At 60.9% G+C, this 26,912-nt stretch carries 16 protein-coding genes and 2 tRNA genes; 11 read left to right on the top strand and 7 right to left on the bottom strand.

Going from position 1 to position 26,912, the window contains the following annotated elements; translation table 11 throughout:
• Nucleotides 1-145 precede the first annotated feature (145 nt).
• A tRNA-Lys gene (locus tag HMPREF2999_RS05670) sits at nt 146-218 on the bottom strand.
• Nucleotides 219-453: 235 nt separating this feature from the next.
• Between HMPREF2999_RS05670 and bcp the strand changes: the two genes are divergently transcribed.
• The 8 genes from bcp (at nt 454) to HMPREF2999_RS05630 (ending at nt 9,963) form a co-directional block, all read left to right on the top strand.
• Entirely contained in the window at nt 454-930 is a 477-nt protein-coding gene (gene bcp / locus HMPREF2999_RS05665; RefSeq protein ID WP_070676770.1) for a thioredoxin-dependent thiol peroxidase, read from the top strand.
• Between the two features lie 186 nt (nt 931-1,116).
• Nucleotides 1,117-1,198, top strand: a tRNA-Leu gene (locus tag HMPREF2999_RS05660).
• Nucleotides 1,199-1,347: 149 nt separating this feature from the next.
• Nucleotides 1,348-3,546: an ABC transporter substrate-binding protein gene (locus HMPREF2999_RS05655; protein ID WP_070676772.1), complete on the top strand. Its 2,199-nt coding sequence runs from the start codon at nt 1,348-1,350 to the stop codon at nt 3,544-3,546.
• Between the two features lie 210 nt (nt 3,547-3,756).
• Nucleotides 3,757-5,238: a malate:quinone oxidoreductase gene (locus HMPREF2999_RS05650; RefSeq protein WP_070676774.1), complete on the top strand. Its 1,482-nt coding sequence runs from the start codon at nt 3,757-3,759 to the stop codon at nt 5,236-5,238.
• A 262-nt stretch (nt 5,239-5,500) separates the two neighbouring features.
• Nucleotides 5,501-6,892 carry a YihY/virulence factor BrkB family protein gene (locus HMPREF2999_RS05645; RefSeq protein WP_070676777.1) on the top strand — a complete coding sequence of 464 codons (1,392 nt, stop codon included), beginning with the start codon at nt 5,501-5,503 and terminating at the stop codon, nt 6,890-6,892.
• Nucleotides 6,893-6,992: 100 nt separating this feature from the next.
• Nucleotides 6,993-8,030, top strand: a complete 1,038-nt coding sequence (locus tag HMPREF2999_RS05640; protein ID WP_070676779.1) for an alpha/beta hydrolase — start codon at nt 6,993-6,995, stop codon at nt 8,028-8,030.
• A 184-nt stretch (nt 8,031-8,214) separates the two neighbouring features.
• Nucleotides 8,215-9,306, top strand: a complete 1,092-nt coding sequence (locus tag HMPREF2999_RS05635; RefSeq protein WP_049354328.1) for an S-(hydroxymethyl)mycothiol dehydrogenase — start codon at nt 8,215-8,217, stop codon at nt 9,304-9,306.
• A gap of 9 nt (nt 9,307-9,315) precedes the next feature.
• Nucleotides 9,316-9,963: an MBL fold metallo-hydrolase gene (locus tag HMPREF2999_RS05630; protein WP_005508635.1), complete on the top strand. Its 648-nt coding sequence runs from the start codon at nt 9,316-9,318 to the stop codon at nt 9,961-9,963.
• 165 nt (nt 9,964-10,128) lie between these two features.
• On the opposite strand, the gene HMPREF2999_RS05625 is transcribed toward HMPREF2999_RS05630, so the two are convergent.
• From HMPREF2999_RS05625 to HMPREF2999_RS05615, 3 genes are all read right to left on the bottom strand, one after another.
• Nucleotides 10,129-11,718, bottom strand: coding sequence for an MFS transporter (locus HMPREF2999_RS05625; protein ID WP_246823090.1), 1,590 nt, complete (start codon nt 11,716-11,718; stop codon nt 10,129-10,131).
• Between the two features lie 65 nt (nt 11,719-11,783).
• Nucleotides 11,784-15,065, bottom strand: a complete 3,282-nt coding sequence (locus tag HMPREF2999_RS05620; protein ID WP_070676781.1) for an AAA family ATPase — start codon at nt 15,063-15,065, stop codon at nt 11,784-11,786.
• Nucleotides 15,062-16,258, bottom strand: coding sequence for an exonuclease SbcCD subunit D (locus tag HMPREF2999_RS05615; RefSeq protein ID WP_070676782.1), 1,197 nt, complete (start codon nt 16,256-16,258; stop codon nt 15,062-15,064). Before HMPREF2999_RS05615 ends, HMPREF2999_RS05620 begins: the two co-directional genes overlap by 4 nt.
• Before the next feature lie 431 nt (nt 16,259-16,689).
• Here HMPREF2999_RS05615 and HMPREF2999_RS05610 point away from each other — a divergent pair, with 431 nt between their 5' ends.
• Nucleotides 16,690-17,826 (top strand): ADP-ribosylglycohydrolase family protein, encoded by a 1,137-nt coding sequence (locus tag HMPREF2999_RS05610; protein ID WP_070676784.1) that lies wholly within the window; start codon nt 16,690-16,692, stop codon nt 17,824-17,826.
• Nucleotides 17,827-18,319: 493 nt separating this feature from the next.
• On the opposite strand, the gene HMPREF2999_RS05605 is transcribed toward HMPREF2999_RS05610, so the two are convergent.
• The 3 genes from HMPREF2999_RS05605 to HMPREF2999_RS05595 form a co-directional block, all read right to left on the bottom strand.
• Nucleotides 18,320-19,690, bottom strand: coding sequence for an RNA polymerase sigma factor (locus HMPREF2999_RS05605; protein WP_070676786.1), 1,371 nt, complete (start codon nt 19,688-19,690; stop codon nt 18,320-18,322).
• Nucleotides 19,691-20,077: 387 nt separating this feature from the next.
• Complete coding sequence (locus tag HMPREF2999_RS05600) at nt 20,078-21,961, bottom strand: metal-dependent hydrolase (RefSeq protein WP_070676788.1); 1,884 nt, start codon at nt 21,959-21,961, stop codon at nt 20,078-20,080.
• 214 nt (nt 21,962-22,175) lie between these two features.
• Entirely contained in the window at nt 22,176-23,081 is a 906-nt protein-coding gene (locus HMPREF2999_RS05595; protein WP_005508628.1) for a PAC2 family protein, read from the bottom strand.
• A gap of 420 nt (nt 23,082-23,501) precedes the next feature.
• Between HMPREF2999_RS05595 and HMPREF2999_RS05590 the strand changes: the two genes are divergently transcribed.
• On the top strand, nt 23,502-24,998 hold the full coding sequence (locus HMPREF2999_RS05590; RefSeq protein ID WP_070676790.1) for a leucyl aminopeptidase: 1,497 nt from the start codon (nt 23,502-23,504) through the stop codon (nt 24,996-24,998).
• Nucleotides 24,999-25,458: 460 nt separating this feature from the next.
• On the top strand, nt 25,459-26,844 hold the full coding sequence (gene lpdA / locus HMPREF2999_RS05585; RefSeq protein ID WP_044145795.1) for a dihydrolipoyl dehydrogenase: 1,386 nt from the start codon (nt 25,459-25,461) through the stop codon (nt 26,842-26,844).
• Nucleotides 26,845-26,912: the final 68 nt, after the last annotated feature.

The following is a 26,912-nucleotide window of genomic DNA, read 5'->3' as shown; positions in this document are numbered from 1 at the left end:
GCCCCTGCGTAGGCGCGGAGGAAACATGCGGCGCGCACCATCAGAAACAAAGCCGAACACAAGCTCCTCAAGCCCAAAAACTGCTTTTCAAGGGGAATGCAAAAATCCCGCCGATTCCGAAGAATCAGCGGGATTTTCTGTGAAGTGCGCCCCCTGGGACTCGAACCCAGAACCCATTGATTAAGAGTCAATTGCTCTGCCAATTGAGCTAGAGGCGCTTATTTGTTTTTCAAGGTTTCCCTTGCAACAGAAAAATACTATACGCGAGTTTTCATGGTGTACGCAAGTTGATTTGAGGTGAGCCTGGACACATTGTATGGGTAGGGTGTGTGGGACACTAGACTGTGTGTATTGCACGGGGTGTATTGCACGGGGCGCGCCCGCCCTTGGTACTGTGTGGGGCGCATCCGCCGCTCCCCTGCTGTTCTCTATTGATGTTTTGAGGAGTTATTGATGAGCGTTCGTCTTGAGCCGGGCTCCCCGGCGCCTGCTTTTACCCTTGCTGATGCGTCGGGTAAGGAGCACAGTCTGAGTGATTATGCGGGTAGCAAGGTGATTTTGTATTTTTATCCGAAGGCGTCGACTCCGGGTTGCACTAAGGAGGCGTGCGATTTCCGCGATAATTTGGCGTCGTTGAAGTCGCTGGGTTACGTAGTGTTGGGTGTTTCTCCGGATTCGCCGGCGGCTATTGCTCGTTTTGTGGAGAAGGAGTCGTTGACGTTCCCGTTGCTGTCTGATGCTGATCATGCGGTGGCTGAGGCGTATGGTGCATGGGGTGAGAAGAAGAATTACGGCAAGGTGTATGAGGGCCTGATTCGTTCGACGTTTGTGATTGATGAGCAGGGTGTTGTTTCTGTGGCTCAGTACAATGTGCGTGCGACGGGTCACGTGGCGAAGTTGCGTCGTGATTTGGGTATTGACCCGAAGTAGGGTCACGTTTTTTGGGGTTTGCGTATCGCTGTTCTACTGCTTCTTGAGGGGGCTGTTGCTCGGCGTGTTTGCGGACTTTTTGCCCTATGGGGGCTTCTTTTAAGGCTTGGAGAACCTTGGTTCCTGGTGTACACTAATTTTTTGTTGCCTCAGACGCATGCATCTTCGGATGTGGGGTGACGCTACGCGCGAGTGGTGAAATTGGCAGACACGCAGGATTTAGGTTCCTGTGCCTTATGGCGTGGGGGTTCAAGTCCCCCCTCGCGCACACACATTCACATTGGGCCCGCCGTCACGGTTTTCGTGGCGGCGGGTTCTCTTGCATGTGCCTTGCCGTGGTGGGTGTGTCTCGCCCGGTTGGGTGTTGAACCGTTATCCTGAGAGATAAGCATCCGCGACGGAAGAGAGGACCCTCCCGTGCAGCATCAGCCTTATGCATCGTCAGCTGTTGGCAGTTCTGATGCGCTGCTGCGAGCTACTGCCGGCTCGAGTGGCTTGAGTCGACGCGCCGTTTTGCGTTTTGGCGCGCTTTTTAGTGCTGGTTTGGCGCTTTCTGCGTGTTCTGGTCAGTCTTCTGCTGGTTCGTCTGCTGGTTCTTCGGCGAGTGCGAGTGCGTCGTCTGCTGATGCGCGTCGTGTGTTTCGTTTTGCGCAGGGTGCGGCGCCGCTGGGTTTGGATCCGGCGTTGTTTCCTGTGGCGAGTACGTATCAGGTGACGGCGCAGGTTTTGCAGACGTTGTTGGTGGCGAATCATTACACGGGCGATCCTGAGGTTCAGGATTCGTTGTGTAGTGAGTGGACGGTTTCTGATGACCGTTTGGTGCATACGTTTGTGTTGCGTGAGGCGCATTTTAGTAACGGTTCTGCGTTGTCTGCGGATGCTGTGGTGCAGAATTTCCAGAGGTGGCAGGCGTTGGCTACGGGTGAGGGTACTGCTGCTTTGGCGGTGCCTGCTCAGCCGTTGTTTGCGTGGGGTTTTGGTGTGCCGAAGCCGGGTTCTATTGATCCTTCGGCGGTGGAGCCTGCGCCTGTTCAGGCGTCTCCGTCAGGTGCGGCTACCCCGTCTGCTTCAGTGAGTGCGTCTGCTTCTGCAAGTGCTTCCGCGAGTGTTTCTGAGACTGCTACCCCGAGCGCGTCTGCTTCTGCATCGGCTTCTGCGAGCGCTTCTGATGCTGCGCATCCGGGCGATAAGAAGGGTGCGCAGAAGTCGGATTCCGCTCAGTCCTCTGTGGTGCAGTCGTTCTTGCCGTTGGTTTCGTCGGTGGTGGCAAAGGGTAACTCTGTGGTGGTGACGCTGTCGCGTCCTTCTCTGGCATTCCCGCGTATTTTGACGCAGCAGGCGTTTGGCATTATTGATCCTTCGCTTTTTGGTGCGGATCAGAAGCTGACGGGTAGCCCGGTGGGTACGGGTGCGTTCCGTGTGGAGTCGTTCGAGGCCGGCACGGTGCGTCTGCTGAAGAATACCCATTTTGATGGTCAGGCACCTGAGCTGGATGAGATTCAGATTTCGACCCTCACTTCGTCGGATAAGCGTTATTTTGCGCTGATGGAGGGTCATATTGATGCGTGTGATCAGGTGAATTCGTCTGATCTGGGTCAGTTGGCGCGTGATGGTTATCAGACTCCTGGCCGTGACCCGTTTTCGCTCGTGTATTTGGGTTTGAATACGGCACATCCGGTGTTGAAGAATATTTCGGTGCGTCGCGCTATTGCGCATGCTGTGGATTGCGGTGCGCTACGTCAGTATTACCCGCAGGGTACGTCGGATGCGCATACGCTGATTTCGCCGTCGTTCCGTATTAAGGCTGATGATGCGAAGGATTACACGGACCGTAATCAGGATATGGCACGCTCGCTGTTGGCGACTGCTGGGTATGACAATCAGGTGATTGAGTGTTACTACCCTGCCGATGTGTCTCTGCCGTGGATGGATACTCCGCAGAAGGTGTATTCGGAGATGGTGGCTTCGCTGATTGAGGTGGGCCTGAATATTAAGCCGGTGCCTCTGCCGTGGTCTGAGTATCTGTCGAAGAGCCGTGAGGTTTCTTCTGAGCGCGGTATTACCTTGGCGGGTTTCTACGGCATGTACCGTGACCCGTATGCGTTCTTCGGTCCGGTGTTGGCGCCGCTGATTGCTGAGCATCAGGTGCGTTCGTTGATTGCTAATGCGCCGTCGGATATGACGACTGGTTTGACGAAGAAGAGTTCTGATGTGCCGTCGTCGGGTGGTGCGAATTCGAATGTGCGGATTTCTGCGACTCCGAGCCAGCAGCCGAGTTATTCGCCGGGCCCGTTGATGCCTGAGGAGGAGGCTTCGGCTTCTGCTTCTGCTTCGCCGAGCCCGTCGGCGTCGCCTTCGCCGTCGCCTACTGCTGTGGCGGTGGCGCCGTCGCCTCGTTTTACTGAGATTTTGGAGGCGATTCGTACCGCGGACTCTGCCGATTCGGTGGATTCGCAGCGCGAGTTGTATGCGAAGGTTGTGTCTCAGTTGGGTCAGTTCATGCCGGCGGTTCCGTTGCTGAATGTGACGTCGAAGGTGGCGGTGAGCCGTGAGGTTCAGGGCTATCAGACGGAGCAGAATGCGATTGAGCTGTTCGGTAAGCTACGTAAGTTGTAGGCAGTTCAGGTTTGAGTGTTGCGTTGCGTGTGTGTTTGGCGTGCCCTGGAGGGTTTTTACCTTCCAGGGAAGCTAACATGTGAACTGCAACACTCTCTCTCGTTTTGTGGATTCTGGCTATGCCAACCCCACTAAAAGGAGTAGGCTAGATGATGTACCCCACATTCACTGTGCCCAGGCCGGGCACCCGCACCCCTAAGGGAGAATTCAGTGGTAGCACGTACTGAACGAACCGACGTCGTCCTGGTCGGCGGCGGCATCATGAGCGCCACCCTCGGCGTGTTCCTCAAGGAACTCGAACCGAGCTGGAACATTATCCTGCTCGAACGCCTCGACAAGGCCGCTCAGGAATCCTCCAACCCCTGGAACAACGCAGGTACCGGCCACTCGGCACTGTGCGAACTCAACTACGCCCCCGCTGGCCCCGACGGCACCGTCTCGGCAGCTAAGGCACTGAACATTAACGAGCAGTTCCAGATTTCCCGCCAGTTCTGGGCATCCCTGGTTGAAGATAAGATCCTGGACAACACCGACTTCATCAACCCGGTCCCCCACATGTCCCTGGTCTTCGGTGAAGACCACTCCAAGTACCTGGCTGCACGCTACGACTCCTTCCGCAAGGAGAAGCTCTTCGAGCGCATGGAATTCTCCACCGAGCGCGAGAAGATTGCCGAGTGGGCACCGCTGACCGTCAACGGCCGCAAGGGTAACGAACCCATTGCCGCAACCTGGTCCCCCGAAGGTACCGACGTTGACTTCGGCGCCCTCACCCAGCAGATGATTGACCACCTGCAGACCAGGGGCGTTGAGGTTCGCTACGGCTACCAGGTCACCAACCTGAACCGCGAATCCAACGGCTCCTGGACCATTGACGCCGTCAACCGCATCAACAAGGAAGAGCCGCTGACCATCAATGCGAAGTTCGTCTTCCTCGGTGCCGGTGGTGGCGCCCTGCACCTGCTGCAGAAGTCCGGCATTGAAGAGGGTAAGGGCTACGGCGGCTTCCCCGTTTCCGGCCTGTTCCTGCGCAACACCCACGAGGCCACCGCAAACCACCACAACGCTAAGGTGTACGGTCAGGCTTCGGTGGGCGCTCCTCCCATGTCTGTCCCCCACCTGGACACCCGCTACGTGGACGGCAAGCGCGCCCTCATGTTCGGCCCCTACGCAGGTTTCAAGACCAACTTCCTGAAGCAGGGCTCCCTGCTGGATCTGCCGCTGTCCCTGCGCCCGCACAACATCTACCCGATGACCCGCGCAGGCATCGACAACCTGTCCTTGGTCAAGTACCTGCTCTCCGAGCTGGTCAAGGACAAGAACGCACGCCTCGAGTCGCTGTACCAGTACTACCCCGAGGCTGTTGGCGGCGAGTGGGAGCTCATCGAGGCTGGCCAGCGCGTTCAGATTATGAAGAAGGACGCGAAGAAGGGCGGTATCCTGCAGTTCGGTACCGAGGTTGTCTCCGCAGCGGACGGCTCTATCGCGGCTCTGCTGGGTGCATCCCCCGGTGCTTCCACCGCGGCTCCGATTATGCTGAACCTGCTGGCTAAGTGCTTCCCCTCCAAGATTGCCGGTTGGGAGCCTCGCTTGAAGGAGCTCATCCCCGGTTACGGTGTGAAGCTCAACGATAACCCCGACCTGGCTGATGAGGTCATGGCTCACACCGCTAAGGTTCTGGGTATTCACAACTAGTTTTCAGTTAGGCTCAGCAGGTAGCTTTAAACCCTAGCTGACAAGCCTTTTTTGAGGCTTTTCTGGGCGGTTACTCTCTCTAACTGACCGACAGGTCAGCTATCTGCACTCGCAGAAAAATGCGGGAGGGTTAGAAAACCCTATAATGTCACCGCAGGGGCGGGAAGGACAGCTCATTGTTCTCCTCGCCCCTTCTGTGCGCCCACACGCTGAAGCTCATAGGCGCACCACTGTGTACACCCCACTCATTCAAGGAGCCCCATTGGCTGCACACACCGGCTCTTCCACGGACACCTCCTCAACCCAGGTACCCGCCGGAGCTCGACGCGGACTCTTCTCCCGTAAGAAGAAGCCCGCGGCCCCCAAGTACGCAAGCGTGAAACTGCGCGACTTCCCCAAGGGCAGCATTCTCTACATTCTGCGCCGTGCCATCTACAAATTCGGCGCAAACGGCGGCACCGACATGGCGGCAGCACTCACCTACTTCACCGTGCTGTCCATCTTCCCCGCCCTGCTGGCGATCGTCTCCCTACTGGGCGTATTCGGTCACGGTGAGGAAAGCGCCGCCGTCATCCTCGCCTTCCTCAAGGACAACGCGCCCGCCCAGATGTACGCCATTATGGAAGACCCCATCAAGCAGATTACCGGCGACCATGGCGCAGGCCTGGTGCTGTTGACCGGTATCCTCAGTGCGATCTGGTCCGCCTCCGGGTACACCGGATCCTTCGGTCGAGCTCTCAACACGGTCTACAATGTGCGTGAAGGCCGCCCCGGCTGGATTCTCAAGCCGCTGAACGTCTTCGTCACCACCGTGATTATCATCCTCGTGGTACTCATGATGCTCATGATGCTGCTGGGTGTAACCGTCCTGGACATGGTCGGTCGGTATGTACCCGAAACCGTGGATATGGAGCTCATCAAGCTCATCTGGCTCAACGGCCGCTGGGTCCTCATCCTGTTCATGGCAATCGGGCTCATCACTCTGCTCTACGCCGCCACCCCGAACGTGCGCCGCTTCAAACAGTGGAAGCTCTCCCCCGGTGCGGCACTGGCACTCTTTGGCATGGGCCTGGGCGGTTTCGGCTTCACCCTCTACGCCAACAACTTCAGCAAGTACAACGCCACCTACGGCCTCATTGGTGGTGTAATCGTGATGCTGCTGTTCATCTGGATTATGAACAATATGCTCCTCTTCGGTGCGCACCTGGACGCAGAAATCATGCTCATGCGCCAGGTACTCGCCGGCGAAGACGACCACGGACACCTGAAGGTTCAGCCGCGTAGCACCACCGCATCCCGTGCGATGAAAGAACAGCGCGAACGCCTCATGTCCGCCGGACGCGAATTGCAGCAGCAGGCGGCAGGCCAGGGCATGCTCCCCAAGCCGAAGGGCCCCTCCATCGCGGATCGCGTGCAGAAGGCGGTGGACACCAACACCACCATGATTCGCACGCTCATTGCCGACGGTAAGGAACGCATCGAAAACGGTAAGGAGCAGCTGCAGCAGAAGCAGGCTAAGGCCGATGCCGCCGAAACTCAGGCTTCTGAGGCAACCGCGGCGAAGGCAGAAGCGAGCGCAAAGGCTGAACCTCAGCAGGAGGCGCTCTTCGACCTGGGCACCGATAACTCAACCGGTGCGGCACAGAAGAACTAAGCGGCAGCTCAGCTGAGCGCGTACCGCCTCAACGCATCAAGGGCGCGAGACAGAAAAGGGCGCAGGACAGAAACCCTGCGCTGGTCACTAAGATAGAACTATGACCAGTGCAGAATTCTCTCCCGCGCCCTTTGCCGTACCCAATGCTGTTGCACCCGGCACTACCCTGCCCGACCTCGAGTACACTCTCTACCAGCCGCAGCAGCTCAAAAGCCGCGTCCCCGCCCTCATGATTCACGGCTTCGCCACCCGCGGCGAACAGCTCTACGGCGGCACCAGCTGGATCCGCCAATACCTACGCGCCGGATACCCCGTGCTGATTGTTACCCTGCCCTACCACTCAGACGAATACCTCAAAGACCCCGAATCCATGCACGCCATCGACTGTAAGCTCCCCAACAACACGAGCGTGCGCAGCCGCACAATTCCGTTCGATTCGGTGCCCCCTGTCGATGCGGTGCCCTCCGTTGATGCGGCGGGCCGGCCGCTGACCCCCATGCACCTATTCACCACTATGCTTGCCCAGCTGCTGCGCACCGTCGCCACCGAGAACGACCTCGGCGTTGAACTGGAGCCCCGCGCGCACGTTATTGGCTTCTCCTTTGGAGCCCGCGTCGGCTGGGAACTCGCCCTCACCCACCCGGAGGCGGTCGCATCCCTCACCCTGGGCGGCCTGCCCCTACACGACCACCTCATCACCCTGCGCGCCATGCTCGAAGCGCACGAGGGAACCAGCGTCACGGCGGATAGTGAAACCCCGGCGGCAGACTCCACCGACGAGGCGATTGCTTCCTTCACCTCGATTATTGACGGCTCCCCCATTCAGCCCGACGCGCTGCTGAAGTTTGTGCGGATTCCCTTCGGCCCGTTCTTCGACGTGCCCGCCCTGCGTGCCGGATCCCCCGACTTGCCTGCGGGTCACCCGGGCGCGCATCCGCACGCACCCATTGCGGTCGTGCTCGGTGACGCGGACACCATCGCCGCAGACGGTGCCGAACTCTACGACATGGTGCGCGGCAACAACCCGCTCAACCGCTTCATCTCCCTGGCCGGCCGCGACCACGTGAACGCACTGACCTCGGGCGCGTTCCGACGCGGTGCGCTCGCCTTTGCGGCAGAGGTGGAGGCGGCAGAGTAAGTAGCCGCAGGCTACGCGGGTTCCGGGCGGGTTGAGTTACAACGTCATAAAACGTCACATTCACCTGGGGGCTTCACGCTCAGCCCCGGGGTGCATCAGGTATGCCTTAGCTCTTAGAATGGGAACGTATCAAAAAACCTTTATCTGCGGTTGAACCTCAGCCGCGCCTCAGCAAAGGAGCACCATGCACAAGGTTAAGGCTGTCGTAGCCCTCTCCCAGGACGCGCCCGTCACAGTCACCACCATCAACGTACCCGACCCCGGCAAGGGAGAAGCACTCGTCAAGGTCCTCACCTGCGGTGTCTGCCAGACCGACCACCACTACGTCACCGGCGGCGTCGGCCAGGACTTCCCCTACCTGCTCGGCCACGAGTCCGCAGGTATCGTTGAGGCTGTCGGCGATGACGTCACCGACATCGCCCCCGGCGACCTGGTCATCCTCAACTGGCGTGCCGTCTGCGGCGAGTGCCGCGCATGCCGCAAGGGCCAGCCGCAGTACTGCTTCGCAACCCACAACGCAACCCAGAAGATGACCCTCGAGGACGGCACCGAACTCACCCCCGCACTGGGTATCGGTTCCTTCGCTGAGAAGACCCTCGTCGCAGCCGGTCAGTGCACCAAGATCACCGCTGACATCAGCCCCGAACAGTACGCAGCAATCGGCCTGCTCGGTTGCGGCGTCACCGCAGGTCTGGGCGCTGTTCTGAACACCGGTGAGCTCAAGCGCGGCGAGTCCGTTGCAGTCATCGGCTGCGGCGGCGTCGGCACCGCAGCAATCGCAGGCGCACAGCTCGGTGGCGCAACCACCATCATCGCCGTCGACATCGACGAAGAGAAGCTGGCACGCGCACGCGAGCACGGCGCAACCCACACCGTGAACTCCTCCAAGGTCGACCCCGTCGAAGCCATCAAGGAACTCACCGGCGGCTTCGGTGCAGACCTCGTCATCGACGCTGTCGGCATCGCCCCCACCTTCAAGCAGGCATTCGAGGCACGCGACCTGGCTGGCCGCGTCGTCCTCGTGGGTGTGCCCGCACCCGGCACCACCTGGGACATCCCGCTGGATGAGGTGTTCGGCCGCGGCGGCTCCATCAAGAGCGCATGGTACGGCGACACCCTGCCCTCCCGCGACTTCCCCGAATTCGTGGATCAGTACCTGCTCGGCCGCCTCGACCTGGACGGCTTCGTCTCCGAGCGCATCCGCCTCGAAGACGTCAACGAAGCATTCGAAACTATGAAGACCGGCCGCGTGCTGCGCTCGGTCGTGGAACTCTAGGAGCGCAGGATGAGCGAACGTATTGAACGAGTCGTCACCTCCGGCACCTTCTCGCTGGACGGCGGCTGCTGGGACGTCGACAACAACGTCTGGATCATCGGCAATGACTCCTCCGTGATCATCATTGACCCTGCCCACGACGTCGACAAAATCTCCCGCACCGTCGCAGGCCGCACCGTGGAGAAGATCCTGCTGACCCACGCCCACGACGACCACATCCGCAGCGCCAAGGAGGCGGCAGAACGCTTCGGCGCACCCGTCTACCTGAACCCCGCAGACCGCGTGCTCTGGGAAATGGTGTACCCCTCCTGGGACTTCGACCACGAACTCGCTGACGGCGACGTCCTGCGCATCGGCGACACCGAGCTGAAGGTCCTCGCCACCCCCGGCCACTCCCCCGGCTCCGTGTGCTTCTACGCACCCACCCTCAGCTGGGAGAACAGCGAAGGCGTCGTCTTCTCCGGCGACACCCTCTTCAACGGCGGCCCCGGCGCAACCGGACGCTCCTACAGCGACTTCGACACCATCATCGAGTCGATCTCGACCCGCCTGCTGACCCTGCCCGAGTCCACCGCGGTCCTCACCGGCCACGGCGACAGCACCGGCATCGGCCTGGAAGCACCCGAGCTTCCGGCATGGATCAAGCGCGGTCACTAAACCGGCAGCCTCACGCTGAGGTTCTCAGGCCGAGGCTCACCACAAACCGAGCACGGTACACAAAAGGCGGATGCCCCACCACCTGCAGAAGGTGGCGGGGCATCCGCCTTTTATCGCGCGCTCATCACGCTCAAGCTACCGGCAAGGAACTAGCAGCAACCCAAACTAGCCGCGTTCCGTCTCAGCCAAAGGGGCCAACTGTTCCTCATGCTCCTCACGCCACAGGTAGCCGTACAAATGACCCAACGCAAAATACAGAGTCGCAATAATCACCGGAACCATAAACGCATTACGGTAATACGGGGCGTCGCCCATATAGCCGCCCCACATACTACCCAGCGCAAGCCCAATACCCAGCATCGAGCGGGTAAAGAAGCTCGCCTGCGCATCAGGAATATGCTTGAGTGAACGGTTCAGCCACAGCTCATGGCCACCAAACGCCACGCCCAACACCGCGCCGCACAGCGCCAACGCATAGAAAATCGTGGACGTATCATCGCTCGCCGGCAAGTACAGCGCCGCCATAATCAGCAGAACGCCGCTCGCCAGCCAGCCATGCCACGGGTTCACCGAGCGGCCACCCAAAACCACGGGGAAAGCCACCACCACGAGCGCGCCGGTACCGGTCGCAACCATAGCCATGAACAGGTTCATCGAACCGTGAATCAGTGAGAAGCCCAGCAGACCAGAACCAACCGAACCCATGCACGCACCCAGCAGCACCAGACCAAGAATCAGCACCACCGTCTGACGGCTCGGACGCACGAGATTCTGCGGCGGAGCCATGCGAATACGCGAAATATCCGGTAGCCACCTCGGCGCCGCCAGCACCACGACGAACAGTAGCGCATCCAGAATAATCGTGATCCAGAAGCCCGCGTACTCATTATTCGGGGTGATGTACGCATCGCCCAGCCACACCAGCAGAGCAGCCAGCGGATGCATCGACATGTTCGCCGTGGTACCCCACGACACCGCAGTCGACAAGCGAATATCGCAGTACTGATAGTTACGGCGATACAGCGACTCAAGAGCAAACGGAGTCCACGGCGGAGTCGTGAAACCCATCGCAACACACGAGAGCGCATGGTAGGTCGTACTCACGTTATTCGGGTCAACCGTCAAACGCCAACCAATCACCAGCATGTTCAGCACCGCAGCGATGTTCAGAATCGACGTAATCGCCAGCAACGCCCGCAAACCCAGAGCACGCACCAGCATCGGGCCGAGCATAATCTGCACCGAATACGCGCCAGTAAACGCCGCCACCGCGTAGCCGCCATCATGCACACTACCCAGGTGGCTCGCCAACAGAATATACAGCGCAAACGCCGAAGAAGCCGCCGGAATGTGGAACAGAATCGTCAACACATTACGGGCAAAACCCTCAGCACGAAGCACCGCATACAGGTGACGACGCTGCTCCTTACCGTTGCGCAGGAACAACGCCCAATGCTGACGCAAAATGTCCGGCACCGACGCGTTCGTATTAATCTCATCCGCAGCCGGAATCGGGCGAGGCGGCAACTCCTGCAACACGTGCTCGTTGTTGCGCACCACATCCGTCAGGGAGGTGCCCGGAACCGTCGGAATGCCCGTGCCCGAAGCACGCATTTTATTCAGCGCATCGGAGGCGGGTGCCACCTTCATGGTGCGCGGAGGAACCTCCGGCGCGGATGCGCCAGTACGCGCATCAGCCGAAGGTTCCACACGATACGTTGAATTCGGTGCCCTGTCCTGAGGTGTCGAGGTCATCATCTCTTTCACGAATAAGCCGCCGGACATGCCATAACAGCAGCCCGGAAGCGAATTTATGCCTACTAGGAGTTTACCCTCACCGACGAGCCGTTCTGACCCTTTTCCACCACAATCTGCGCTGGAATACGGTTCTTCATCTCCTCCACATGCGAAATCAGGCCAATAGTGCGGCCACTATCACGCAGAGATTCAATCGTGCCCATCACCATGTCCAGAGTTTCAGCGTCCAACGTGCCGAAGCCCTCATCAATGAACAGGGTGTCCAGCTCGATGCCGCCGTTATTCGCCTGCACGACCTCCGCCAGACCCAACGCCAACGACAGAGACGCCAAGAACGACTCGCCACCGGACAGCGACGACGCCTCACGCGGCTCACCCGTCCAGGTGTCGGTAATCTCCAGGTTCAGGCCACCGCCGGAACGGCTACCCTTCGCACGGTGGTCACTGAACACCATGCCGTAGCGGCCCTCACTCATACGATCCAGGTGCAGTGACGCCGAATGCAGAATCCGCTCAAACTCGGCACCCAGCACATAACTCACCAGGTCAACCTGATGCTCATAACCGCCCAGCGTGTCACCGCGGGCAGCCGCCGCCAGGTTCGCCAGCATCTGCGCACGGTCATAACGCTGCGCCGTCTTCGCACGGAACACCGCATACTCGCCACGCAGCGCCTGCAGGGAACGCAGAACGCTCTCCCGCTCACCCTCACGAAGAGCCAAACGGTGCGCTGCCGCACGCAACTGCTCAACCTGCTCACGCACACCCTGCAGGTCATCCGGCGCCTGCTCACCAGCGGCAACACGAGCCGCCACCGCAACAATCGCCTCACGACCAAAGCCCTCAAGGAGGCGGGCATGCTCCAGCTCATACGCGGCAACAGCCTGCTCCAGGGCGTCGATGCGCTCGGGGGTACGCACCGCCGCATGAACCAGCTCCGCGCTCTCAAACGCTGACTCGCCCAACAGGCGCTGCGCCTGCGCCGCCGCCAGAGCATGACGCTCACGCGCCTGACCCAACAGCAACACCGCACGAGCCAGACGCTGATGCGCCGCACGGTAGCCCTCCACAGCCTCAACACGCTGCGCAAAACCCACCGCCGCACGAGCAGGCGCCAAATCAGCCGCGGTAGCCTCACAGCGCGCCGCAGCGTCACGGTGACGCGTCTGAGCTTCCACCGCCGCGCCCTCGATGGTGCGTAGCGCCTCCTGAGCCTTCTGCAGCTCAACCCGCACCCGCTCAACCTTCACCAGCACGCCGTCACGCGCCGTCACACGCGACTGAGCCTGCGCGAGGCGGGTCTGCGCCTGCTGCAGCTGCGCGGCAGTCTGCTCAACGTCGCACTCACCCTGAGCAGTCAGAGTCTCGTACTGGGTGCGGGCGGCGGCGAGCGCCTCGGAGGCTTCCTGGTGCGCCTTGGTCGCCCGGTCCTTAGCCAGTTCGTGGGTGCGCGCCTGCTTGTGAGCCTTGTCTTCATGCTCCTTGGCGGCGTCCAGGTCGGCGCGCTCAACCAACTGCTCGCCCTCGGCAATCTGCGCGGGGGCGGGGTGCTCGACCGAGCCGCAGACCGCGCAGGGTTCGCCGTCCTTGAGCTCACGCGCCAGCAGGGAGGACGCCTGGGCGAGGCGCAGCACCTGCAGGTTCTTGAACTCCTCCGTCGCGGCGAGCGCCTGCTGAGCCGAAGCCTGCCACTTTTCCTGTGCCTTCTGCTCAGCGGTGGCGGTGCGCTTGCTCTGCTTCTGGGCAGCGGCGACCGCGGCGGAGGCGGCGTCCAGCTTCTGCTGCATCTGCTGGGCGGCATCGTGCTTCTGCTGCGCCTCGGTGACCAGGTGCGCGGCGAGGGTGCGTTCCTCGTCGGCGGTGCTGTAGCCGGCGAGTTCTTCGGCAAGCTGCTCGGCGGCGGCGGTCAGGTCGCTCAGGGTCTTTTCGGCACGCGACTTGTCCTGTTCGAGGGCGTTAGCCTGCTTCAGCAGGGTGGCTGCGGCGGCTTCCTCGTCGGTAAGCTGTGCGTCCTTCTTCTGCAGGGCGCGCAGGGTGTCGAGGAGCGCCTCGAGCTGGGTTTGCTGCTCGGCGGGTTCAAGGGAAGGGAGCGCGGCGAAGGTTGTCTCCTCGGGGAAGGTGACTTCTTCCGCGGTTTCCTCATCGCGCAGTGCCGCAAGCAGGGCGCGACCAGTCTCATCCAGCGCGGATGCGCACGCCGCCTGGTCCTGTTGGCGGGCGGCGAGCGCCTGCGATTCGGCGTGGACCTGCGTGTACTGTGCGTGCAGGGGCGCGGCGGCACGCGCCTGCCCCAGCTCTTCACGCTGCGCCTTGTGCTCATCGGCGCGTTCGGTCAGGCGGGTGCGGCGCTCGCAGAGCTGCTCGTATTCACGCCAGTCGGCCTGCAGCTGGGCGCGTTCGGCGAGCAGGCGGGTGTTCTGGTCGGCTTCGTCGGTGAGGCGCTGCTGTTCCTGCTTTTCGCGTGCGGAGGTTTCGCGGGCGCGTTCTGCTCCGCCGGCGACCCATGCGTCGAGGGTTTCGGCGGTGACACTCTCAGCGGTGAGGTTTTCCGGCTCCTCCCCCGCCTCCACAGCCCCTTCAACAGCAGAGCCCTCGGTATCGGTGCCCTCAGCATCCGTATCTACAGCGTCCAGTAGTGCCTGCAGGGCGAGCATTTCTGCGCGGGCACGTTCGAGGTAGCCGCGCTGGGTGTTTTCGTCCTGGGCGACTTCCTGCTGGGCGGTTTTCGCTTCCTCGGTGAGTGCGGCGAAGAGCTGTTCGTAGTGTTCGACGGGGAACATCTTTTTGAGCAGTTCTTTGCGTTCTTTGGGCTTGGACTTGAGGAATTGCGCGAACTGGCCCTGCGGCAGGAGTACGACTTTGAGGAATTGTTCTTTGGTCAGGTGGGTGCGTTCGGCGATGGTGCGGTTGACTTCGGCGACGCTGCTGGAGATGGGCGTCCATGCCTTTTCGTCGGTGGGGTCGGCGCCGGGTGCGAGTTCGGCGAGGGTTGCTTTGGCGCTTTCTTCGCGCATCTGGCCTTTGCGGGCGCCGCGGGTGATGGGTTTGTTGTAGGCGGGGGTGCGGTCGATGCGCAGGCGCTTGCCGTGGAGGGTGACGTCGAGTAGCACGCGCGGTTTGGTGCCGCTGTGTGCCGCGTAGGTGGAGTGCAGTTTGGCGGATTCGCGGTCGCTGCTGGTTTCGCCGTAGAGGGCGTAGCAGATGGCGTCGAGGATGGTGGTTTTACCGGCGCCGGTGGGTCCGTTGAGTAGGAATACGCCGGCGTTGTTGAGTGTGTCGAAGTTGATTTCTTGGCGCTTGGGGTATGCCATGAAGGCTTCGAATTCGAGGTTGTGCAGGATCATGCGTTGTCCTTGTGGCTTTTGATGTGGTCGCTGAGGGTGGTGATGACGTCGCGTTCTTCGCTGGTGAGGGGGCGGTTGCGTACGTATTGGTGGAATTGGTCGAAGGTTTCGACGGGGTCGGCGTCGCGGGTGGGTGGTGCGGCGGCGGGTTTGTCGGTGGCGGGTTGGGTGCTGCGGTAGCTGAAGTGGGAGATGGTTTCGTAGCGGCTGCGCAGGCGGTCAACGGCGCCGACGGGTAGGGTTTCGTCGGTGAGTTCGATGCGGCAGTAGTAGCCCTGCTCGTAGGGGCTGTTTTCGGGGCTGTTGAGCAGCTGCTCCATGGTGCCGCGCAGGGTTTTCATGTGTACGCGGGTTGCCCATTCGTGGCTGCTGATGGTGGGTTCCTCGCCGGGGTTGAGTTCGATGAGGTAGGCGCCATTGCGGTTGTGTTCTTCGCTGAATGAGAAGCCGAGGGGTGAGCCGCTGTAGCGGATGGTGTGGGTGACGGGGTAGCGTTTGTGGATGTGGCCGAGGGCTACGTAGTCGAAGCCGTCGAAGAGGGAGGCGGGTACCCAGTCGATGCCGCCGACGCTGATGTCGCGTTCGGAGTCGCTGCGGGGTGTGGTGTCTGCACTGGCGGCAATGTCACTGCCGGTGGTGTCGCTGACGGTTGCGTGGCTCATGACGATGATGCGGTCGGCGCCTTCGCCGCGGGCGTGACGTTCTGCGGCGTCGGCGCGGATGGCGTCGGTGACGGTGCCGAGGACGGCGTGGTGGGTGGGGTCGACGCCGAGGGCGGTGGCGTGGAGGCGCGGCGCGAGGTAGGGGATGGCGTAGACGTGTACGCGCAAGGTGCCGTCGGTGAGTTCGACGGGGCGGGTGGCGTCTTCGATGGTGGTGCGTAGGTGCACGCCGGAGGCTTCGAAGAAGGCAGCGCCGTAGCTGAGGCGGCGGAAGGAGTCGTGGTTGCCGGAGCTGAGGATGACTTGCACGCCGGCGCGCATGAGGCGGGTGAGTGCCTGGTCGAGCAGGGTGGTGCTTTCGGCGGTGGGGATGGTGCTGTCGTAGACATCGCCGCTGATGAGGAGGGTGTTGATGCCTTCGGCGTTCACGTAGTTGAGCAGTTCGTCGATGAACTGCTGATGTTCGCGGGTGAGGGGGCTGCGGTGGAAGGTGCGGCCGAGGTGCCAGTCGGAGGTGTGCAGGATCTTCATGGTTTCAGTATGGCATTGCGTCGTGTTTTGCGCCTCACAGTTCGTCATTCAGGGGCGGAACCTTCCGCAGCTCAGGCACCCCATCGCGGCGAAAGTGCTCATGCGGAGCGGGGGCTCCGTCCTCAAGGCGCCCCGGCGCCGCAGAGGGGGCACTCCCCCGCGAGCGTGAGTGCAAAGCCGTCTTTGTCTAAGCCCCTTCCAGTCCCGGCGAGGACGAGTAGCCAACCCACCGCGGCGTAGGTGCTCATGCGGAGCGGGGGCTCCGTCCTCGAAGCGCCAGGATTATTTAATTCGGGGCGCTGAAGAGGGGGCACTCCCCCGCGAGCATGAGCACGAAGCCGCCTGGTATACTCCCACCCCCGCGCATCCTGAGCACGAAGCTGCCCGGCACATCCCCCACGCATCCTAACCACCCGTGGGATAATCGCCCTATGAGTTTTTCTTCTGTTGAGTTCACGCGTGCACCTGAGGTTTCGGCTGAGTTTGCGGGCAGGGTGCGCGGCTTGTTGTGTGCGTCTGCGCTGGGTGATGCGCTGGGTTATCCGTTGGAGTTGTTGTCGGCTGAGCAGATTGCGGAGCGTACCCCTAAGCCGTGGGAATCGGCGTTTGGTGAGCTGTTGGTCAGTGATGATACGCAGCTGATGTGTTTCACTCTGGATGGCCTGACGGAGGTTTTGGAGTGGAATAATGAGGGCGCGGCGGCGGATGAGTTGGCGTGTTTGTGGTTGGCGTATTTGCGGTGGTTCCGCGGTATTGGTGATGTTCTGCCGGAGTCTGCGCCGTTTTCGTTGGATCGTGAGATCGATGGGTCGGCAGAGTTGACGGCTCGTCGTGGTCCAGGTGCGGCGACGTTGCGGGCGTTGGGTTCGGGTGAGATGCAGTTGGTGTCGAAGTCGTTGAATCCTGATGCTTTGGGTAGTGGTGCGTTGGTGCGTTCGGCGGCGTTGGGTGTTTTGCCGGTGGCGCAGGAGCGTACGGTGGTTTTGTTGGCGGTGCGTGCGGCGGCGTTGACGCATGGGCATCCGGAGGCGTTGGCTTCGGCGGCGGCGTATGCGTTGCTGGTTCGTGACCTGTTGGCGTCCCCGGCTGGCTCGTTTGATGCGTTGTTGGATTCTGCCCGCCGTGTGGTGTCGTGGTGCGGCGCGGATGATTCGATTCCGGGTGATGCTGCGCGTACGGCTGCGGCGCTGAGCCGTGCCCTTGAGCTGCTGGAGCGCGGCGTGGTGCCGGTGCCGCAGGCTGTGGCGGAGCATTTTGGTACGGGTTGGACGGCGCCGGAGCTGTTGGGTGTGGCGTTCTGGTGCGCGGCGGATGCCGTGAAGGACCTGTCTGCTGATACCGATGAGGCGACGGTGCGTGGCGCCTTGTTTGAGGGGTTGTGCCGTGCGGTGTCGGTGGATTCGGATTCGGATTCGGTGGGTGCGATGACGGCGGCGTTGTGGGCGGCGGCTGGTTTCCCGATGGGCGGCGGTGAAGCTGATGCGTGGTCGCAGGCGCTGGGTCGTGTACGCGGGCTAAATCAGGTGGAGGCGGTGGCGGACCGCTATCTGCGTCAGCTGGGTCTGTAGCGGCACGGTATAGCTGGCGGCGTAGCGGCGATGCGAAGCGGGGGCACTCCGTCCGCAGAGCCAACCTGACATACTCAGCCTCTGTGGAACTGAACGTTGACGGCATAGCGGACATGCGTAGCGGGGGCTCCGTCCTCGAGGTGCCTCAGGCACCGATGAGGGGGCACTCCCCCGCGAGCATCGTCCGCAAGCCGTGAGTACAAACTGTTTACATACGCAGAAAAGGCTCTCCGGTATCTCGGAGAGCCTTTTCTGTATGTGCAACTAAACCTTACGGCGTAGCCGGTCACGCGGAGCGGGGGCTCCGTCCTCGAAGCGCCCCCAGGCGCTGAAGAGGGGGCACTCCCCCGCGAGCGGGAACCGGTGCGCCGTCTGTAAGGACAAGCGCACGGAGTCCGGCCCCGCGCTCCCCCGCGAGCATTGTCCGCGTGCCGGACAGCAGACCAGCTGCACGAGCATCCGCCAGCACGTTAGAACCGCTAGCTATGAACTTTTAGTCCAGGTAGTCTCGCAGTACCTGCGAACGCGACGGGTGACGGAGCTTAGACATGGTCTTCGACTCAATCTGGCGGATACGTTCGCGGGTCACGCCGTAGACCTTGCCGATTTCGTCGAGGGTCTTGGGCTGGCCGTCGGTCATGCCGAAGCGCATTGCGACCACGCCGGCTTCACGCTCGGAGAGGGTGTCGAGCACGGAGTGGAGCTGTTCCTGCAGAAGGGTGAAGGACACCGCGTCTGCGGGGACGACTGCCTCGGAATCTTCGATGAGGTCGCCGAATTCGGAGTCGCCGTCTTCACCTAGGGGGGTGTGCAGGGAGATGGGTTCGCGGCCGTACTTCTGGACTTCGATGACCTTTTCGGGGGTCATGTCGAGTTCCTTGCCGAGTTCTTCGGGGGTGGGTTCGCGGCCGAGGTCCTGGAGCATCTGGCGCTGCACGCGGGCGAGCTTGTTGATGACTTCTACCATGTGCACGGGGATGCGGATGGTGCGGGCCTGGTCTGCCATTGCGCGGGTGATGGCCTGGCGGATCCACCAGGTTGCGTAGGTGGAGAACTTGAAGCCCTTGGAGTAGTCGAACTTTTCGACGGCGCGGATGAGGCCGAGGTTGCCTTCCTGGATGAGGTCGAGGAAGAGCATGCCGCGGCCGGTGTAGCGCTTGGCGAGGGAGACGACGAGTCGCAGGTTGGCTTCGAGCAGGTGGTTTTTGGCTCGCTTGCCGTCGTGGATGACCCAGCGCAGGGCTTTTTTGAGGTCTTTGTCCATGTCGGGATTTTCGGCGAGCTTGTGTTCGGCGTAGAGGCCTGCTTCGATGCGCATGGCGAGGTCGACTTCCTGCTGTGCGTTGAGCAGGGAGACTTTGCCAATCTGCTTGAGGTAGTCCTTGACGGGGTCGGCGGTTGCGCCGGGGGTGACGACGCGCTGTGCGGGTGCGTCGTCGTCGTCGTTTGCGGTGAGGACGAAGCCGGAGCCCTTGGCTGCTACTTCTTCCGCGGCCTTCTTTTCTTCTTTTTTGGCTACGGTTTCTTCGTCTTCTTCGTCGGTTTCGTCTTCGGCGTCGGTGGTTTCGAGTTCTTCGTCGAGTCCGAGGTCGAATTCGTCGTCGTCGTTCTTTTTGCGGCGGCCGCCGGTCTTGCGCTTGGTTGCGGTTTTGGTGGTGGTTTTACGGGTGCGCTTGGGCTTGTCTGCCTCGGTTTCGGCAGTAGTTTCGGCACCGGTTTCGGCGGTTGCGCCGGTGGTGTCTTCGGTTGCTGCTGCGGCTTTGGTGGTTGCCTTCTTGGTGCGGGTGGTCTTGGTGGTGGTTTTTGCGACGGTTTCTTCGGTTGCGTCGCCGGTCGCGGTCTTCTTGCTGGTTGCAGGTGCCACTAGAACCCTTTCTGGCTTGTGGTGGGGTGTTTTGTTTGCAAAACACCTAAGACCCTGTCAAGTCTGTGCTGGCGTCCTCGGTCGGGGTGTTTGCTGCGTTTGTCCGGTTTAACGCTGTGGGGGCGGGTTTTATTCCGCGTGCGTTGGTCGTTTGCAGGGTTCCGTTGCTCGTTGTGTTGAGCTGTTTGAGGGCGCGTTGTAGCGCATTGACTATACGGGGTCAATATATAAGTATTGCAGATTTTTGGTTGCTTTCAACTTGACGCGCTGTTTGGGGGCTTGTGGGCCTGGTTTTGGGTGGGTGCGGCTGTGTGCGGTTGTGTGTGGGAGGGGCGTGCCCGGTGGCGCGCCCCTCCCCTGTTTGTGCTTCGCTTTTAGGTGCCGGGTTTAGGGTTTTCGGGGTTTGAGGGTGCTGATGGGTTCGCGGTGTGTTCCGGGTTCGCCGCAGATGGTGTGTTTGATCCAGGCGGGTAGGTTGCCTGCGTTGAGGTGTACGTCGAGGATGTTGAGGTCCTTTCCGGATGTGTGGCGGTGGGCTTCTTGGCGGAGCATGCGGGCGTAGGTGCTGTAGCCCTTGTACCAGTTGGTCCAGGCTTGGGTGTTGCGTAGTGCGGCGTATTCTCCGTCGGTGCTGTGGGGTGTGAGCAGGCTGGTGAGTAGTTCGAGTGCGTTGAGGCGTGCCCAGTGGGGGCTGTCTAGTTTTCCTTTGAGGGCGTTGAGGTAGTGGGTGTAGACGGCGTGGTGTTTGGTGAGGTATTCGCTGGTGGTGCAGCTTTCATCGATTCGTTGTTGGAGGTTTTCGAGTTTGTTGTGGGCGTTGTGGTCTTTGGGGCGTTCCTCGATGCGTGGGAGCAGGTCGCGGCTGATGGTATTGAGTTCGGCAGCGCTGGCGAGGTCGGCGGGGATGAGGTTTTCGAGTGCCCAGCCGTTGAGGTTGGTGTGCTGGACGCTGCGGTTCTGTTGGACGCTGCGGCTCTGCTGAATGGTGCGGTGGGTGCGGCGGATCCAGTCTTGCCATTGCACGCATTTTTTGGGCACGGCGCGTACGTGTGCCTGTTCGGTGCCGGGTGCGGCGTTGAGTGCGTGGGTGAAGTTGGCGGGTATGTAGGTTTTGCGGGTGATACGGGTGCCGTAGTGGGGTGGTTCGAGCGGCACGAAGTTGGGGCTGGCGCTGGGGTATTCGCCCCCGAAGGCGTGGTAGGTGTATTGGGCGGAGTAGTGCAGGTGGGCGAGCGCTTGTTGAGCGTGGTTGAGCCCGTAGCCGGCGAGGTAGGTGAGCATTTCGGCGGTGATGGGGTTGAGGGTTACCGGTGCGATGGAGGCGCGTAGGTGCCCGGCGACTTCGGCGGGGATGAGTTCGCGGAGTGCATCGCCGATGGTGGGGCAGTCAGGGTCAGTGTCTGCGTTATCGACCGGGTGGGTGGTGAGCAGGTGCGCGGCGGCGTTGATGGCGGCGTCCCAGTAGCAGAGGTCGACTTGGGCTTGGCGGTAGATGGTGCGAATGTTCTGGCGGCGGGCGTCGTCATTCCGGGTGGTGTTGGTGCGGGTGTGGTCCCAGAGTTCTACGGCGTTTTCCCAGTCGTGGCGGGTTTCGGGGTTGGTTGTGGGGTCGGTGTCCCAGGGGCTGTGGGCGTAGTTGTGTTGGGCGGTGTCGGCGATGGTGTCGCCGTGGCGGGTGAGCCAGGTGTAGTAGCTGCTGTGGCGGATTTCTTCGATGGGTGCGAGGAGGGTGAGTGCCTGCTGTTCGGGGTTGAGCGCCCAGATGCTGGCGCCGCCTGCGTAGATGACGTCTTCACAGCGTAGTTCGCTGACGATGCGCGGGTCGTGGAGCAGGTGGAGCCATGCGTTGATGGGGATTTGGGTGTCGACGTCCTGTTGGATCTCTTCGATGGCGGCAAGTTGCGCGGTGTTGGGGTGCAGTTGGCGTTGGCGTACGGTGTTGTCGCCGTCAATGATGATGGCGTAGAAGCGGGTGAGGGTTTCGCCGTTGTGGCAGGTGGGGAGTTTGGTGAAGGTTTCGTGGAGGAAGTCGGCGCGTTCGGTGTGGGTGCAGGGTTCGTCGGGTAGGTTGACGCGCAGGCTGGGGCCGAGCGTGTCGTCGGTTGCGGTGAGGATGATGAGTGAGTGGTCGGGCCAGTAGCCGTGCTGGTGGAGGGCGCAGCTGAGCACGTCGTATTCGTTGCGGATGGGCGGGGGCGTGTCGTTACTGTAGCCGCCGTGGTTGTGGCCGCTGTTGGGGATATTGCCGTTGAAGGTATTGTTTGCGTTCATGCCTTCACGGTGGCATGGTTTGCGCGGGTGCTCAGGTTATACAAATAAATCTGTGGATACTTCGGTTCATGTGTCCGTTGGTTCCACAGATTTATTCGTATTGTTCGTTTGTTTACCGGGGTTTGTCCACAGCGGCGCGGGGTACCGCGTCATAATCTGTCACGCAATATCTGTCAGGCACTATCTGGCGGGCGGTATCCCCTACTGCGCGCACCTATTGTTCGTCGAGGAACCGCTCGAAGAGCGCACCAATCTCGTCGCGGCTGGGCACGTTGTGCGCGTCGCGTCGCGAGAGGGGAACCGCAATGTCGGAGGTGCGGAAGTTCTCGTCGTAGTTCTCCTCCATGGTCGTAATCATGCGACCAATTTCGGGGTTCTGCTTGACCTGGTCGTTAATCTGGCTGTGCACGTGGCGTGCGGCTTCGCGCAGGTTCTCGGTGGGTAGCGAGAGGTGCGCCGCCATGCCCACGTGTTCGAGGGCGGTGAGGGTGCCCTGCGGCAGGTCCGCCTCCGAAATGTACTGGGGAATGTTCACGCCGAAGCCGACGGTGTCGATTCCGTTTTCGGTGAAGAGCACTTCCAGCAGGTTGGTGACGGTCGCATGCACGTCCGCGCTGGGCTTCCACGGGGAGATGCCGCGAATCAGGTCCTTGCGGGAGCCGTGCGCGGTAATCGGGAAGGGGCGGGTGTGCGGCACCGGCATGGGGAATGCGGAGACCAGCACAACCAGGGAGGGCTTGACCCGCTGGGCGATGGTCAGCACCGCCTTTTCGAAGCGCTGCCACTGCAGGTCCGGTTCGGCACCGGTGAGCAGCAGGAACGGCTTGTCGAGGCTGTCTTCTACGGCGTAGAGCTTCAGCTGCGGGTATTGCGGCTTTTCGAAGTGGTCCTTTTCGTAGCGGATGAAGGGGCGGCGGGCACGGTAGTCGTGCAGCTGGTCGCTGTCGAACTCGACGATTTCAATGTTTTTGAGTTCGCTGAGCAACACCTGTCCGAGCTGACCTGCGGTGGAGCCTGCGTCTTGCGGGCTGGAGAGGGCGATGACGAGGGTCAGCCCGTGCATCCTGGGGTCGTCCAATATTTTGGTGTTGGCTAAGTAGAGATCTTCGGGGTTGAGCATTGCGCCTCCTCACTTCTGTCTGGTTCGCGCCGCGCACAAACGTATCTCAGCAGTTCTGTGCTCGGGGCGAAGGGGCGTCTTCTGTTATCTGACGTTTTCCTTAGTCTTTCATTTTATGCCACTACTGCCCTGTCTCGACAGTGTGCGGGCTTTTCTCGCAGTAGGTGAACTTGCTTGGTGTCTCGTCGACGTTCTTAAGGCGCTGCAGCTCGGCTTCTTGTGCATTTTTCTGTTCTGCCAGCTGTTCGGGGTGAGAGCTGAACCTCACGCCCTCCTACATATCCGTGTAGAGTAGAAGCAGTAGTCCGCGTGGCTTTGCGCGGCGGTATTCATCCTCACTCTTCGAGGGCCTACAGTTGAGTTTTTCGGGCGCGAGGATGTGCCCCGACTATTTGAGAAGACATACGCAAAGGAGTAACGATGTCTCTGTCTCTGTCTATTCACAGCACCGACCTTGAAGCGCTCGAAGCTGACGTTCTGGTTCTGGGCGTTCTGAAGGGTTCGGACGGCCCGTACCTGGCGCCGAGCTCCCTGTCTGAGGACTCTGTTGAGGGTATTAACGAGTTGCTGGAGGCGCTGGGCGCTTCGGGCGCACCCGATCAGCTGCTGCGTCTGCCCGGTCTTGAGGACACCGGTGCCGGCATTGTGGCGCTGGCGGGTCTGGGCTCTGATACCGCTGAGGGTCAGGAGCGCCTGGACGCTCTGCGTTACGCGGCTGGTTCTGCGGCTCGTCAGCTGGTTGGTTCCGCTGAGGAGATTGCTTTCGATTTCGGTGTTTCTTCGGTAGAGGAAATTGAGGCTATTGCTCACGGCGCCGTGCTGGGTAACTTCGTTGAGGAGGGCCTGCGCGGCAAGACTCAGGACTCGATTAAGGAAGAGATCGATTCCATTCTGATTGTTTCCTCGATTGACCAGGAAGAGGCTGAGGAGGCTCTGGTGCACGCCCTGGTTCTGGGTGAGACCGCTAAGGATGCTCGCCGCCTGGTGAACCTGCCCCCGTCGCACCTGTACCCGGAGACTTTCGCAGAGTTCGCTGCTGAGGTCGCTGAGGATTACGCAAACATTGAGATTGAGCTGTTCCACCACGACCGCCTGGCTGAGGAGGGCTTCGGCGGCATTTCCGGTGTTGGTCAGGGTTCGCCCCGCAAGCCGGTTCTTGCCGTTGTGAAGTACACCCCGGAGAACCCGAAGGCTCACGTGGCTCTGGTCGGTAAGGGCATCACCTTCGATACCGGTGGTAACTCGCTGAAGCCTGCCGCTTCGATGATGACCATGAAGTGCGATATGGCGGGTGCCGCATCCGTGCTGAACGCTGTGGTTGCTTCCGCTGAGCTGGATGTGCCGGTTGCTGTGACCGGTTACCTGTGCCTGGCTGAGAACATGCCCGGCGGTCACGCACTGCGCCCGGAGGACATTATCACCATGCGTGATGGCCGTACCGTTGAGGTGCTGAACACTGACGCTGAGGGCCGCCTGGTTATGGCTGATGGTATCGCTCTGGCTTCTGAGTCGAACCCGGATGTCATCTTGGATATCGCTACCCTGACCGGTGCCGCTATGGCTGCTCTGGGTCTGCGCACCGCGGCTCTGCTCGGTGACGAGGAGATTCGTGACCGCGTGATTGCAGCCGGTGCTGCTGCGGGTGAGGCGTACTGGCCGATGCCGCTGGAGTCCTACCTGCGTAAGAGCCTGGAGTCCCCCGTTGCTGACATCAAGAACATTGGTTCCCGCTACGGTGGCGCGCTGACCGCTGGCCTGTTCCTGAAGGAGTTCGTGGGCGAGGGCATCCCCTGGGCTCACCTGGATATTGCGGGCCCCGCGTTCAACGAGGAGGCACCCTACGGCTTCACCCCGAAGGAAGGTACCGGCTTCGGTACCGCTACCCTGGTGAACTTCATCCAGTCGTACGCTAAGTAGTCTGCTTCGCTGGGCGCGCACCCTAACTGGCGCATCCTAACTGGCGCCCCTTATCTGGTGCGCGGCCGCACAGCATAGAGCTGATTTGAGGAGGGCTTTCCGGTATTTCTACCGGGGAGCCCTCCTCTGCGTCTGTTCTTGATTGGTTCTGTTCTTGACCGGTTCTGTGCGACCGCTGTGGTGATCCTGCCATCTGACTGTTCCCTGCCATCTGACTGTTCTATGACGCGCCGCTTTTCTTGAGTTGTGAAAAATTTGGGGTGTTTGGGTGATTAATCGGCTAAAACCGCCCTGAGTGAACTTAAACGACCGTCAACGGGGGTATTGTTGTATTAAGTGTTTTTCTGCGTACGCGGAGGGGCGCGCGATTTTTCGAGCTCGCGGGCCTTTCGCGCATGCTGGGAAACCTACCAATAAATTGGTAAAGAACTCATTGCAGGGGTCTTTAGCCCCAACAACTATGCAAGGGAGCAATATCGTGGCTCAAGAATTCGACATCCTCATCCTCGGCGGCGGTTCCGCTGGCTACTCTGCAGCTATTCGCGCACGCCAGCTAGGCTTCACCGTCGGCCTGATCGAGAAGGAAAAGGTCGGCGGCACCTGCCTGCACACCGGCTGTATCCCCACCAAGGCGTACCTGCACGCTGCTGAGCTGGCTGAAGAGGCACGCGAGGCGTCCAAGGTTGGCGTTAACGCTGTGCTGCAGTCCATCGAAATGGGCAAGGTTCGCGATTACAAGGACGGCATCGTCTCCGGTAAGTTCAAGGGTCTTGCAGGCCTGCTGAAGATGAAGGGCGTAGAGGTTATCCCCGGCGAGGGTAAGCTGACCGCTCAGGACACCATCACCGTCGGTGGTGTTGAGTACAAGGGTAAGAACATTATCCTGGCATCCGGCTCGGTCTCCAAGACCTTCGGTCTGCCCATTGAGGGTCGCGTTCTGACCTCCACTGAGGCACTGGAGATGGACTACCTGCCCAAGAGCGCTATCGTGCTCGGTGGCGGCGTGATTGGTTGCGAGTTCGCATCCATGTGGAACGCTATGGGCGTTGACGTCACCATCATCGAGGGCCTGCCGAACCTGGTTCCCAACGAGGACCCGGCAATCATCAAGGTTCTGGAGCGTGCGTTCAAGAAGCGCGGCATCAAGTTCAACACCGGCACCCTCTTCGAGAAGGTTGAGCAGGACGCTAACGGTGCTAAGGTCACCCTGGCTGACGGCAAGGTCTTCGAGGCAGAGATTGTTCTGGTTGCTGTTGGTCGTGGCCCGAACACCGCAAACATGGGCTACGAGGAGCAGGGCATCCCCATGGATCGCGGCTTCGTCCTGGCTAACGAGCGCCTGCACACCGGCGTTGGCAACATCTACGCTGTTGGCGACATCGTCCCCGGTGTTCAGCTGGCTCACCGCGGTTACCAGCAGGGTATCTTCGTTGCTGAGGAAATCGCTGGCCTGAACCCCTCCATCGTTGAAGACGTGAACATCCCCAAGGTCACCTTCTGTGACCCGGAGATTGCTTCCGTTGGCTACTCCGAGCCCAAGGCTAAGGAGAAGTTCGGCGCTGAGAACGTTGAGACCGCTGAGTACAACCTGGCTGGTAACGGCAAGTCCGCTATCCTCGGTGCTACCGGTATCGTGAAGGTTGTCCGCCAGAAGGACGGCCCCATCGTTGGTGTTCACGCTATTGGTAAGCGCATGGGTGAGCAGATTGGTGAGGCTCAGATGTGGGTTGCTTGGGAAGCATTCCCCGAGGACGTCGCTAAGTTCATCCACGCACACCCGACTCAGAACGAGTCCCTGGGTGAGGCTGCAATGGTCCTGAACGGCACCCCGCTGCACAGCGCATAAATTTTGCTGACTGGCGTTAGCGCGTCAGCTTAGTATTGACGACCGTTGGTCGTTAGCGGTTGCCGGGC

Origin of the sequence: Rothia sp. HMSC066H02, from assembly GCF_001814995.1 — a bacterium.
Taxonomy (GTDB): domain Bacteria; phylum Actinomycetota; class Actinomycetes; order Actinomycetales; family Micrococcaceae; genus Rothia; species Rothia mucilaginosa.
This window is presented reverse-complemented; position numbering and strand designations above follow the sequence as displayed.